Annotated in this window: 10 protein-coding genes and 1 tRNA gene; 5 read left to right on the forward strand and 6 right to left on the reverse strand. The window is 62.4% G+C overall.

The window, feature by feature from the left end:
• Window positions 1-196: 196 nt before the first annotated feature.
• The 4 genes from AC26AR_RS13860 to AC26AR_RS13875 form a co-directional block, all read right to left on the reverse strand.
• Complete coding sequence (locus tag AC26AR_RS13860; RefSeq protein ID WP_488107223.1) at window positions 197-2,275, reverse strand: transglutaminase TgpA family protein; 2,079 nt, start codon at window positions 2,273-2,275, stop codon at window positions 197-199.
• Window positions 2,272-3,270, reverse strand: coding sequence for a DUF58 domain-containing protein (locus tag AC26AR_RS13865; RefSeq protein ID WP_077380029.1), 999 nt, complete (start codon window positions 3,268-3,270; stop codon window positions 2,272-2,274). Before AC26AR_RS13865 ends, AC26AR_RS13860 begins: the two co-directional genes overlap by 4 nt.
• Window positions 3,267-4,196, reverse strand: coding sequence for an AAA family ATPase (locus AC26AR_RS13870; protein WP_077380031.1), 930 nt, complete (start codon window positions 4,194-4,196; stop codon window positions 3,267-3,269). Before AC26AR_RS13870 ends, AC26AR_RS13865 begins: the two co-directional genes overlap by 4 nt.
• A 100-nt stretch (window positions 4,197-4,296) precedes the next feature.
• Window positions 4,297-4,809 carry an NUDIX hydrolase gene (locus AC26AR_RS13875; RefSeq protein WP_254696562.1) on the reverse strand — a complete coding sequence of 171 codons (513 nt, stop codon included), beginning with the start codon at window positions 4,807-4,809 and terminating at the stop codon, window positions 4,297-4,299.
• Between the two features lie 153 nt (window positions 4,810-4,962).
• Here AC26AR_RS13875 and AC26AR_RS13880 point away from each other — a divergent pair, with 153 nt between their 5' ends.
• The gene (locus AC26AR_RS13880) at window positions 4,963-6,657 is read left to right on the forward strand and encodes an acyl-CoA dehydrogenase family protein (RefSeq protein WP_488107224.1); all 1,695 of its coding nucleotides are present in this window, start codon (window positions 4,963-4,965) and stop codon (window positions 6,655-6,657) included.
• A 22-nt stretch (window positions 6,658-6,679) separates the two neighbouring features.
• On the forward strand, window positions 6,680-7,189 hold the full coding sequence (locus AC26AR_RS13885; RefSeq protein ID WP_488107225.1) for a copper chaperone PCu(A)C: 510 nt from the start codon (window positions 6,680-6,682) through the stop codon (window positions 7,187-7,189).
• Window positions 7,190-7,313: 124 nt separating this feature from the next.
• Here the strand turns inward: AC26AR_RS13885 and AC26AR_RS13890 are convergent, their stop codons facing one another.
• Both AC26AR_RS13890 and AC26AR_RS13895 read right to left on the reverse strand, forming a co-directional pair.
• On the reverse strand, window positions 7,314-7,925 hold the full coding sequence (locus AC26AR_RS13890) for a LysE family translocator (protein WP_176494327.1): 612 nt from the start codon (window positions 7,923-7,925) through the stop codon (window positions 7,314-7,316).
• Between the two features lie 1,181 nt (window positions 7,926-9,106).
• Window positions 9,107-9,192: transfer RNA gene (locus tag AC26AR_RS13895), tRNA-Leu, on the reverse strand.
• A 334-nt stretch (window positions 9,193-9,526) separates the two neighbouring features.
• On the opposite strand from AC26AR_RS13895, the gene queA reads away from it, so the two are divergent.
• The 3 genes from queA to yajC all read left to right on the forward strand — a co-directional run bounded on the left by queA (window position 9,527) and on the right by yajC (window position 12,334).
• Window positions 9,527-10,618: a tRNA preQ1(34) S-adenosylmethionine ribosyltransferase-isomerase QueA gene (queA, locus tag AC26AR_RS13900; protein WP_077380204.1), complete on the forward strand. Its 1,092-nt coding sequence runs from the start codon at window positions 9,527-9,529 to the stop codon at window positions 10,616-10,618.
• Window positions 10,619-10,748: 130 nt separating this feature from the next.
• Window positions 10,749-11,867, forward strand: coding sequence for a tRNA guanosine(34) transglycosylase Tgt (gene tgt, locus AC26AR_RS13905; protein ID WP_488107226.1), 1,119 nt, complete (start codon window positions 10,749-10,751; stop codon window positions 11,865-11,867).
• Between the two features lie 131 nt (window positions 11,868-11,998).
• The gene (gene yajC, locus AC26AR_RS13910) at window positions 11,999-12,334 is read left to right on the forward strand and encodes a preprotein translocase subunit YajC (RefSeq protein WP_077380041.1); all 336 of its coding nucleotides are present in this window, start codon (window positions 11,999-12,001) and stop codon (window positions 12,332-12,334) included.
• The last annotated feature ends 71 nt before the right edge of the window (window positions 12,335-12,405 follow it).

The following is a 12,405-nucleotide window of genomic DNA, read 5'->3' on the forward strand; positions in this document are numbered from 1 at the left end:
AAAGGTGCTGCATCATGCTGCGAAGGGCGCAATGGCATGATCGACAAAATCAGATGGTTACATTTTGATACACAAAAACACTTACCGCAACCTAGCAATTTTCCGTAGTGGTGCCACGCAACGAGACTGAGATACCTAATCTCGAAAAATGCCCAGAAAACAAGGAATCACACACCACCACGATGGAAAACGTGAACTATGACAACTTACGGCATAACGCTGACCACTGGCGACGCATGCTACGAGAAGACGAGCCGCCGGCATGAGAAGCGCCCTCTTGCGCGTCATCATTGTAAATCCATTGTTCAACGACTTCCGACAGCTGTAACAATTCTTTAACATTTTCCGGCTGCAGCCGTGCGACACGCCGCAGGTGACTGCCGGGCGCCTCACCCGGGCCAGGGCCAAGCCCGGAGCGCTCCAGACGCTTCGCCAGCCGACGGTAGGCTCTGACACCGGCATGTGTCGTTACCTCACGACCAGACCAGAGCACCAGCACCGCTCCTACCAGTACCACACAAGCCAGCAATCCGAGTACCCCCCAGACCAGCCACTCCCAGCGAAACTCGCCGAACATCCGCTGCCACAGACTACGCTGCTGTTCCAGGCGGAACCCCACGACACTTCGCTGCCAGCGGTACTCGAAACGCTCCCACTGACGCCTCAGATCACGAAGCATGGAATTATTCAGCGTGAAGGCGCGCAGACCGGCATCTGCCATGAAACCCGGCTGACCTTGCAGACTGAGCGCCCCCTGGGCAATACGCTCGGGAGCCACCGCCGCCGTCGGGTCGAACCGGTGCCAGCGCCCCCCATGGAACACCTCGACCCAGGCATGGGCGTCGTACTGCCGAATGCTCAACTCACGCTCACCGCTCGCGGCGCCACCCTGCGCCTCTCCACCGAGATAGCCCGCCACCATGCGCGCCGGGATTCCTGCTGCCCGCGCCAGAAAGACGGTAGTCGATGCGTAATGCGTGCAATACCCCTGCAGGCTATCAAACAGGAAATCGTCCACACGATTAATGCCCTCAAGACGCGGGGGCGTGAGGGTGTAGTGGTAAGGCTGACGATGGAAATGCTGGAACAGGAGGCGAAGGAAGCCCTGGGGGTCTCCACCCGCCTGATGCATCAGATCACGAGCGAATGCGCGAGCACGGAGGTTGCCATCCTCAGGCAACAGCAGATCCAGACGCTGCATCCATTGTGGTGCCGCCAAGGGAGGCTGACCGGAGGAACTCAATTTCAGCAATGCACGGGTGTTGAGTGACGACATCCCTTCCAGAGTGCCGTCCACCAGATAACGCGCCTCCTGATCACTCGACAACGGAGCGCCGAGGCTTGGCCGCCAAGGGCGCGGGTCCGGCTCCAGCAACAGCTCATAACGGTGCCGGGGGCTCCCGCCATCCACGCCCCTGCCACGCACGGCATAGCGCGACGCTGGCCCACCCAACGCACTCTGCAGCCTATCAGGGGAGGCACGTGACCAGCGCACGCCATCAAACAGACTCAAGGTATAGACACGCCAGTAGCGCTCTGAAGCTGCCGGCAAGGCACCGTCGAAACGGGCTCGGAAAGCCAGCTCGTCACTGCGCCCCAGCGCTGCGATATCACCGGGCGATACGCTATCCGTCAGACCGGTCGTGGCCTCTTCCAGCTGAGGAACGTTCCAGAGTGGCGGCAGACGGGGAAACAGCACGAACAATCCCAGCATCAGCGGCAATGACAAGCCCATCAACCAGCAAGTCTCACGCAGTGCCTCACCACTGCGGCGCGCTCCGGCGATCAGGACCAGACCACCGATCAGCCAGCCAGCGGCCAGAATCGCCGCAGCTGCCATCACCGGCCCCTGATCATGCAGGAATGCGGAGGCCAGCACGACAAACCCCAGCCCACAGACCACGCGACCATCACGCAGGCTGTCAGTTTCCAGCAGCTTGAGCAGATAGATTCCCACCAGCAGGCCGATCATCGCCTCCAGGCGCAACATCTGCCCGTATTCCAGAAACAGCCCTGCTGCCACCAGACATACCGCCGCCAGCCGCAGCAGAATGCCGGCACGCGGCACGCGGGCGCGCAATTGCTGAAACCGCCATAGCGCCGCCAGCAGCGCAGGGAGTGCAAGCCAGATCGGCATCCACAACAGATGCAGCGCCAGCACGAGACACTGGCCAATGAACAGGTGGCGCAGTTCAAGCCAGCCAAGCGCCTGATCAGGCGTCAGAGGTTTGCGTTGCCACCAGCGGCGAGAGACATTGCCATGTGCTCGCGTCATGTCTTTGCCCTCCCGGCCAGCTCTCGAGACGCCACGGCCTGCTGCTGAACCTCCCAGGGCAGCACCGTCTCTCCTCCAAACAAGGCCAGCGCTTCCAGTACGCGTCGCCGATGCGCCCCACCACTGGCGATGGCCAGCGTCTGGCCCGGCAGGCGCAGCCCATAGGTCGCTTGTGACTTCTCCGCCGCCAGCACGCGTGCCGTCAATTCGCCGAGACGCTGTTCCATGTCGCCATGGCACGCCTCGTAGTCCAGCCACAAGGAGGGGCGTGCCGGCGTCTCGAAACGCTTGGTGACCAGCTCACCGCTGCGCCCCCAGTGCTTCCAGGCCACATGCGCCGGTGGATCACCGGCCACATAGCGACGCAGGCCGGCGAAGTCGCCCTGCTCGACCTGTTCCAGCGTATTGCGACTGCCCTGCGGTGCGGCCGGCATCTGCGGACAGGGGTGGATCATCACCGGCATCTCGATCGCGACCCAGGACCACAGACGCACCAGCCCCAGCGGCCAGCGAGACTCCAGCGTCAATGGCGGCAAGGTGAACTGCCCACGAAGAGCGACCGGCAGCCCCATAGGCGCACTGCCCTCTCCGGCATGAATCTCGAGACGCTGACGACTATTCCCGAGACGCACATCGATGGCGCGCGCCCGCGCCCGCCCGCTCAGCCGGACCAGCAGGCGCAACTCACCGCCTGCGTAGGCCTCGCCATCCGCGATCAACTGGACGCGCACACCGGCAAGATTGCGCCAGCTTCGAAAGATGCTGATCACCGCCAGCGAGAACAGCCAGAATGCGAGCGCATGCGCGAGGGAATTCTCGTAGTTGATCCCCAGCAGCAGCAGCATGCACACCAGCACCGCCCAGAACAGGCCGAAGGGCGTGGGCAGGATCATCAGACGGGCATGATGGAGCGCCTCACCGCCGGCGATGGACATCCTGCGCAACATGCGCGCCTTGAGCCGGCCCCATGGTCCGACACTGGCCGCTCGTGTCATGCAGGCACCACCGCCACCTGCCCCAGCAGATGGCGAGCCACGGCATCTCCCTCCGCGACACTGCCCTCGCTCAGGCGATGGCCGACCACCGGCGCCCAGACGGCCTGGACATCCTCCGGCAGCACGTAGTCACGCCCCGCGAGCAACGCCCAGCCACGCGAGGCGTTGGCCAATGCCAGCACGCCTCGCGTCGACAGGCCATAAGGCACTTCCGGCGACGACCGTGTGGCAGCGACCAGTGCCTGCAAGTAATCCAGCAGCGGTTCAGAGAGACGCACGCGCGTCACGGATGCCTGCCACTCACGCAGTACCTCGAGCGGCAACAGGGGACGCAGCGCCTCGATGTGCTGGCGACCGGCATTGCCTCTCAGTATCTCTCGCTCAGCCGCAGGCTCTGGATACCCCAGCGACAGACGCATCAGAAAGCGATCCAGCTGGGACTCAGGCAACGGGAAGGTACCGGATTGCTGAAGCGGGTTCTGAGTGGCGATGACGAAGAAAGGCTCCGGCAGACGACGCGTCTCGCCCTCCACGGTCACCTGTCGCTCTTCCATGGCCTCCAGCAGCGCACTCTGGGTCTTGGGCGTGGCACGATTGATCTCATCCGCCAGCACCAGCGAGTGAAAGACGGGGCCCGGATGGAAATGGAAAGCGCTCTCGCGAGGGTCGAAGACCGATACGCCGAGAATGTCGGCGGGCAGCAGATCACTGGTGAACTGGACGCGCTGCATGTCGGTGCCGATCAGACGCGCCAGTCCCTGGGCCAGCGTCGTCTTGCCAAGCCCGGGCAGATCCTCGATGAGCACGTGGCCCTGACACAGCAGGCAGCACAGAGCGAGCCGGATCTGATGCGGCTTGCCCGCCAGCACGCTCGACAGTGCAACCTCCACCTCTTCCAGCTGTTGGGGCGATACCTTGGCATTCATGCGCAGACTCCAGCACAGAGAGTGGTAGGGAGAGCGGGACAGAGAAAGCACATGCAGGCGCGTGCAGGGTCATGGCGCGCCGCCGACAGGCCATCATTGCCTACTCTTCCATGGCAGAGACGAGAAAGCCCTCACGAATGAGGCGTTCAAGCGCCATACGGCTGTCCGGCGTTGAAGGATGCAATTCCAGCGCCTGTTGCGGTGTCACCCAGAAGGCGTCAGCCACCTCCTCGGCCTGAAGCGTCAAGGGACCGTCATAACGTGCGAGGTAGGCGCTGCCATAGACATGATTGGTGGCATCGCGATAGCAGAAATCGAAGCAATGTCTGAGCGCGACGCCCCGGGCACCGATCTCCTCCTCCAGCTCGCGTCGTGCGGCCACGTGGACCGCTTCGCCCGCGCCGACCACCCCTCCACTGGCGAGGTCGAAATACCCCGGAAAGACTTCCTTGCTCATGGTGCGTTTCTGGATACACAGCTCTCCACTGGCATTGAGCACGAAGGCATAGGTCGCTCGATGCCAGTAGCGATAACGTCGCATCTGGCGACGAGGAGCCGTACCGCATGGGCGATTGCGTGCATCAACCAATTGAATGATTTCGTCCTGGATCACCGTACCCTGTCCTTTCCCTGTGCTGATCGTCGCGATGCCACGCACCGACTGATGCCCCCACGGTAGCAGAATGCGACGCAGCTGCCTTCCACTCCGCCAGCAGGCCGCAGGTGTTCTACGCTCAAGGCATACCTCTCATGACAGGACCCCACGATGCCCGACTCGCTGCCTGCGTCCTCGACTGAGCACTCTCGTGAAGAGGAGCGGCCTGCTCCATGGCGCGATGAGGTGCTCAATCAATCGGCACCACCGCTGCGCCATGCCTTCGTCGATGACCTCCCCTTGCGTGAGGCGCTGCGCTGCCACGCGCCTGGGCTCTCGGCGGACCTGCTCACTCGCCTGGCCGACCTCGGGGCGCAGGTGGGCACGCTAGAGACCCGCGCGATGGGGTTTGCCGTCAATGCGCATCCGCCGGTCCTCCACACCCATGACCCACAAGGGCGGCGGCGGGATGACGTCGAGTATCACCCCGACTATCACCGGCTGATGCGCATCGCTCTGGAAGGTGGCTGGCACAGTGTCGCCTGGGAGGCGGAAGGCTGCGGAGGACATCAGGCCCATGTCGCCGCCCTTTACCTGCTCACCCAGGCCGAACCCGGTTTCTGCTGCCCGATCACCATGACCCATGCCGCCTGGCCCGCGCTGCGTCAGGATGAATCTCTGGCCGCCTTCTGGGGCCCTCGCCTGCGGGCCCGCAGCCACGACCCGAGAACCTGTGCCCCTCGCGACAAGCACTGCGCGACCTTCGGCATGGCCATGACGGAACGTCAGGGCGGCAGCGACGTCCGTAGCAACCTGACACAGGCACACGCTGAGGGTGAAGGCTATCGCCTCAACGGTCACAAGTGGTTCATGAGTGCCCCGATGTCAGATGCCTTTCTGACTCTGGCGCAGCTCGAGGAAGGGCTGACCTGCTTCGTGGTACCGAGGCGACGGGAGGATGGCAGCCACAATGGCCTGCAACTGCAACGCCTCAAGGACAAGTGCGGCAATCGCGCCAACGCCTCAAGCGAAGTCCGGCTGGTCGATGCGCGAGGGCAGCGCCTTGGTGAGCCAGGACGTGGCATCACCACCATTCTCGAGATGGTCCACCAGACCCGACTGGATGCTGCCACCGCGCCGGTGGCACTGATGCGCCAGGCACTGGTCGAGGCACTGCACCACTGCCAGCAACGTCATGCCTTCGGCAAGCCGCTGGCCAGTCAACCTTTGATGCAGCAGGTGCTGGCAGACATCGCACTGGAAGTCGAAGCCGGCATCACACTGTGTCTGCGCATTGCGCGACAGTTCGATGACGCCACACGGGAACCGGATGCGCGCCCCCTGGCCCGCCTTGCGCCGGCGATCGCCAAGTACTGGCACAATCGTCGTGCACCGGCACTGCTGGCAGAGGCCATGGAATGCCTGGGCGGCAATGGCTACATAGAGGAACACCTGACAGCGCGCCTGTATCGCGAAGCCCCTGTCAACGCCATCTGGGAAGGTTCTGGAAACGTGCTGTGTCTGGATGTCCTGCGCACCCTGACCCGTCACCCCGACGCAGGCGAGGCGCTGCTCAGCGAGCTCAGGGACGCCCGGGGGCAGAGTCCTCGCTATGACGCCGCACTGGCCACCTTCGAACGCGGCAACCTCCTTCATCACGCCGAGGAAGCCCGAGCCCGGCAACTGGTCCAGTCACTGGCCGTGCTATGGCAGGCTGCCCTGCTGATTCGCCATGCCCCTGCCGACGTGGCCGAGGCTTTCTGCGCCACACGACTGGCAGGCACCGACATCCCCGGCGCCACTGGCGTACATGGGCTGCCGCCGGGCATGTCACCGCGCCATCTGTTGGCACGGGTACTGCCATGAGAGGCCAAGGAGACGACACCACGTGACACGACTCTCACGCGCGAGCCTGATGCTGGCAATCGCCATGAGCGGCATCCTGTGGATGCGCACCGATGCAAGCGCCGCGACGCCCCCCGTGGCGACAGACCCCATGCTGGAAAATCCCGTGCTGGAAAATCCCGTACTGGAAGATGCCTTCGCACTACCCACGCCTCCGGGCGCGACGACCGCTGCACTCTATATCACGCTCTCGCTCCCCCGAGGCAAGGTCACGCTGACAGGCGCCAGCTCTCCCGTGGCGCAGAGCATCGAGCTGCACGAGATGCAGATGCGCGAAGGCCGGATGCACATGCGCCAGCTGGGGCACCTGCACCTCTCCTCCAAGTCCCCACTGAAGATGCGGCCGGGAGGTGGGCCCCATCTGATGCTGACAGGGCTGACTCAGCCCATCTCGTCAGGCGATGAAATCCCCGTGACCCTGCACTTTCAGGCACGTCCGGATCAGCAGATCAGGGTTCCCGTGAAGGATTACTCCGACATCTTCACTCCGTGATCTTCCGGCTCCACCAGCCACCCCCTGCAACGCAACGCGGCCCTGACATCACCTGTCAGGGCGGCCGTCTTCTACCAGGCAATCTCATTCCTCAACGGTGCATGTCACTCCCGACATGCGCCGGTCAGACACCCCATACGACCCGCAGCGCCAACGCCAGCAACACGATACCGGTCAGGCGATTGATCCATACCGCCCGCGCCTGAAGCCAGGGCAGCACCCGCGAGTGCGACAGTACCATCGCCACCAGCACATACCAGGCACCGTCGATGCCCATCGCCGTCACGACCACCAGCCACTTGCCCATCTCGCTCATCTCCGGCGTGATCAGCTGACTGAGCAGCGCCACGAAGAACAGGATCAGCTTGGGATTGGCCAGCGCCACCATGAAGCCATCGCGAATCGCCATGGAACGGGATGTGGTGACGGCCTGCGCCTCCAGCGCCCCGCCACGGCCCGCCCGCAATGCCTTGACGCCCAACCAGGCCAGATAGGCCGCCCCCAGAATCATGATCGCCTGGAACATGCCCGGATAATGAACGATCAAGGCACCAAGTCCCCAGGCGGTGAGCGCGGCATACAACCCGACCCCCAATGCATGGCTGATACCAGCGGCGACTCCCGCACTTCTGCCACCTCCCAGCGTGTGGCGAAGCACCATCGCCAGACTCGGCCCGGGCGACATCGCCCCCATGGCGCACAGCGCAACCAGTGACAACCACAGATTCAGTGGCATCCAATGCATGACAGTCTTTCCATGTTCCATGGCAGTTCGTGAAAGCGATGCTTGAACAGCGGTTCGCCGCCAGGCGCCCCTCGAGCATCACGCGAGTTCCATTCAAGTTCAGTACAGGTTCTGAATCCCCTGCCCGCGATGGCTGACGGGATGAGAGCGCTTTCCGTATTCAGCCTTCCCCTCTGCAGCTCCAGCGGATACGCCCGATTGTACCAAGCGTCAGACTGGCCCGGCAGCGACATCACCATGTCATGTAGGCGACATTGGTCTTGCACATGACGTGGACCATCAAGCGCGCCGGACAGCGTCGCCAGCGAATCAGAACGATCGAACGCCACATTACATGAGAACATCTTGATATGAGACTATCTTGAAGTACACGATCTTACATACCTGAAAACTTGTGCAACAAATTAACTCTTGTACAAGTTTTCAATAATCAGTAATTTCTTAATCGCTGCTCAGGGAGAGCGGCGAGTTCAGCGTAGTGATGGGCTAAGTGCACAGGCAAGTGCAGCCAGGGAAAGGCCCTGTCAGAGGATGACTCGCGAGTGTGGGGGCTATGCCACGCGGCCAGAAAGATCCGTAAGCCTGAGCTGGTGGGCTTACGAATCTTGATGACTGGCAAGCTCGCGAACTCAAGGAAATGAGACCACTACGCTGAACCTCACCGAATTCAGTCGAATGCTGAGAGGGAGAGGAGAAATGAAAGGGAAAGCTCGAGCGGCTCTGTGTTGTCCGGTATGTTCCGGCCTCAAGATGGACTATCAATACCATGCACCATCCGCCGACCATCTCGTGAACTGCCAGGATTGCCGCGAGTTCATCGGCATGTGGTCTACCCTGCGCCAGGAACTCGCGATACAGAGCACGCGCATTGCACTCCTTGACCCTTCCCTCGCAAGCAACAGCATCTACCGACGCGTCAAGAGCGTTCCACATCAGGCGTGAATCGCCGGCAGATGCGCCAGAGACAAGAAAGCCCCGACATCCGGTCGGGGCTTTTTTATGCCTCAGACACCCAGACCATCATCTGGCAAGAGCGCGAAGAAAGGACAGAGAGGAAAGAGGAAATAGAAAGAAGAGTGCTCTGGGATCACAAGGCAATGAAGTTGAGAGCAATGAATCTGAGGCGAGGGCCAGAAACGCAAACAGCCGCTCGTGAGCGACTGTTTTCAAGATGGTGCCGGTGGTCGGACTCGAACCGACACGCCTATTAAGCGGCGGATTTTGAATCCGCTGCGTCTACCAATTCCGCCACACCGGCAATGGAGCGAAATTATACGGAAGCCTACGCCGAGGTCAACGAGTTTTCACGCCAGATCAGACACATGCAACGCATCCCAGCGACGGATTCACGCACTGAGCGGGACAGGTCGTTCGAAAACGGGACTTCGCGGGAGCCATGCCATTCGGTATCATGAGCCACCTTTTTCGCCTGCCCAGGCTCGCCAGTCCATCCTGCGTATCGCCCCTGACCACTGCCTCTCGAGAGCGGGCAGACAGACAGACGCGCTAACGGCATGAACGCCTGCGAGCAGGGTATCTCCATTGCAGCGGAGCGCCTTCTGCGCGCCGTGCCACCAGAGTTTCCGTTGGCCATGTCACGAATCGATTCCGGCGATGCCTCTGGCGTTGCCCCCTCCGCTTCCGAGCGCCCGCTCCAGCGCAGTGATTATGATTTCAGTCTGCCGGATGAGCTGATTGCCCGCTACCCTTCCGAGCAGCGCAGTGATTGCCGTCTGCTGCACCTGGACGGCAAGAGCGGCGAGATCGTGCATCGCCACTTTCCTGACCTGCTCGAGCAGCTGGAACCCGGCGATGTCGTGGTCTTCAATGACACCCGCGTGATCCCCGCGCGCCTGCACGGCCAGAAGGCCTCCGGCGGCAAGATCGAGATGCTGCTGGAGCGTCCGCTGGATGCACACCGTGGTCTGGCGCACATTCGCTCCAGCAAGTCGCCGAAGCCGGGCACCGAGCTGATCTTCGAAGGCGGCATCACCGCCGTGGTCGAAGGTCGGCAGGACGCGCTGTTCGAGCTGCGCTTCCACGGCGAGACGCCGATGATCGAGCTGCTCAACCAGCATGGCCACATGCCGTTGCCGCCCTATATCACCCGCGATGACGAGCTGTCGGACCGCGAGCGCTACCAGACGGTCTATGCCAGGCGCGATGGCGCCGTGGCCGCACCGACGGCTGGCCTGCACTTCGATGAGCCGATCATGGCCGCCATGGCCGAGAAAGGCATCGAGACCGCCTTCGTCACCCTGCACGTCGGTGCCGGCACCTTCCAGCCGGTGCGTGTCGACAGCATTCTCGAGCACCACATGCACAGCGAATGGATCGAGGTCGGTCAGGAAGCCTGTGACACGATCGCCCGCGCTCGTGCCGCCGGCCGTCGCGTGGTCGCTGTCGGCACCACCAGCGTGCGCTGCCTTGAAAGTGCTGCCAAGGCCCACGGTGGCGAGCTGGCACCTTACTCCGGTGACACCGACATCTTCATCTACCCCGGTTATGAATGGCAGGTGGTGGATCTGCTGATCACCAACTTCCATCTGCCGGAATCGACCCTGCTGATGCTGGTCTCGGCCTTCGCCGGGTACGAGCACACCATGGCCGCCTACCAGGCTGCCGTGCAGGAGCGCTACCAGTTCTTCAGCTATGGCGATGCCATGCTGCTGGAACGCGCCTGACCCGAGCGATACCTCATCACATGAGCCACGTCATGCGCAGTTAACACGACGTGGCTTACGCTAGCCCCACACCCGCTGCGGCCTGTTTCGCCGCCAAGCCTTAGAGAGAACCATGCGCAAAGAATGCTTCATGAGCTTTGAGAAGCTCGCCACCGATGGTCGCGCGCGACGCGGCCGCATGACCTTCCCGCGCGGCACGGTGGAAACCCCGGCCTTCATGCCGGTCGGCACCTACGGCACCGTGAAGGGCATGACACCGGAATCCATCAAGGAGATCGGCGCCGAGATCATCCTCGGCAACACCTTCCACCTGTGGCTGCGCCCGGGCACGGAAGTCATCGAAGCGCATGGCGACCTGCATGATTTCGCGCAATGGGACAAGCCGATCCTGACCGATTCCGGCGGCTTCCAGGTCTTCTCGCTGGGCAAGACGCGCAAGATTACCGAACAGGGCGTTCACTTCCGCTCACCGGTGGATGGCTCCAAGGTCTTCATGGGCCCGGAAGAGTCGATGGCCGTCCAGCGCTCGCTGGGGTCCGACATCGTGATGATCTTCGATGAGTGCACGCCGTATCCGGCCACGCATGATGAAGCCCGCAAGTCGATGGAGATGTCACTGCGCTGGGCCCAGCGCTCCCGCGATACCCATGGCGATTCCCCTTCGGCACTGTTCGGCATCATCCAGGGCGGCATGTATCCGGACCTGCGCGAGAAATCCCTCGAGGGCCTGAAGAAGATCGACTTCGATGGCTACGCTATCGGTGGCCTGTCCGTGGGCGAACCCAAGGACGAGATGATCAAGGTGCTCGACTACCTCCCCGAGTGGATGCCGGAGGACAAGCCGCGCTACCTGATGGGTGTCGGCAAGCCGGAGGATCTCGTGGAAGGCGTGCGCCGTGGTGTCGACATGTTCGATTGCGTGATGCCGACCCGCAACGCGCGCAACGGCCACCTGTTCACGCCGACCGGTACGGTCAAGATCCGCAATGCCGTCCACAAGCACGATACGTCACCGCTGGACCCGGACTGCGATTGCTACACCTGCACCAACTTCTCACGCGGCTACCTGCATCACCTTGATCGCTGTGGAGAAATGCTCGGTTCCATGCTCAACACCATCCACAATCTGCGCTACTACCAGACCGTGATGGCTGGTTTGCGCGGTGCAATTGAAGCGGGTACATTGCAGGACTTCGTGGAACAGTTCTATGCCGCGCGCGGCCTGCCGGTGCCGCCGCTGGCCGACTGATCGAATCGAAGCGCGACCGGAGAGCAACCCGCTCCGGTCGCCTTGGTATCTGACTCGAGACAGGCGTGAAGCAGCGCTCGAATCACGCTCATTGCATAACAACAGTTCACTCGTAACCTCTGGAGATACACATGCTGGAATTCCTGATTCCTGCCGCACACGCGGAAGCCGAAGCGGCTGTCGCCGGCGGCGGCGCCATCGGCCAGATCGTCATGCTGGTCGGCTTCGTGGTCATTTTCTATTTCCTGCTCTGGCGTCCGCAGTCCAAGCGCGCCAAGGAACACAAGAACCTGATCAGCAACCTGGCCAAGGGTGACGAGATCGTCATCGGTGGTGGCCTGGTCGGCCGCATCACCAAGGTCAGCGAGCAGTTCATCACCATGGAGCTGAACGAAGGCAACGAAGTCAACGTGCAGAAGTCCGCCGTGGCTGCGGTCCTGCCGAAGGGCACCATCAAGTCCATCTGATCTCCCTCCTGCTGCCGGCCCCTGTGCCGGCAGCATGCTATTTCTCTCCCGCTCCACCAAGGACAGGGCTG

Source organism: Cobetia sp. PS-4MA, from assembly GCF_057670765.1.

Coding starts and splice junctions, on each gene's coding strand:
- AC26AR_RS13865 (WP_077380029.1), bottom strand. CDS start 3,270: ATGACACGAGCGGCCAGTGTCGGACCATGGGGCCGGCTCAAGGCGCGC.
- AC26AR_RS13860 (WP_488107223.1), bottom strand. CDS start 2,275: ATGACGCGAGCACATGGCAATGTCTCTCGCCGCTGGTGGCAACGCAAA.
- AC26AR_RS13880 (WP_488107224.1), top strand. CDS start 4,963: ATGCCCGACTCGCTGCCTGCGTCCTCGACTGAGCACTCTCGTGAAGAG.
- tgt (WP_488107226.1), top strand. CDS start 10,749: ATGAGCTTTGAGAAGCTCGCCACCGATGGTCGCGCGCGACGCGGCCGC.
- yajC (WP_077380041.1), top strand. CDS start 11,999: ATGCTGGAATTCCTGATTCCTGCCGCACACGCGGAAGCCGAAGCGGCT.
- AC26AR_RS13870 (WP_077380031.1), bottom strand. CDS start 4,196: ATGAATGCCAAGGTATCGCCCCAACAGCTGGAAGAGGTGGAGGTTGCA.
- queA (WP_077380204.1), top strand. CDS start 9,527: ATGTCACGAATCGATTCCGGCGATGCCTCTGGCGTTGCCCCCTCCGCT.
- AC26AR_RS13890 (WP_176494327.1), bottom strand. CDS start 7,925: ATGCCACTGAATCTGTGGTTGTCACTGGTTGCGCTGTGCGCCATGGGG.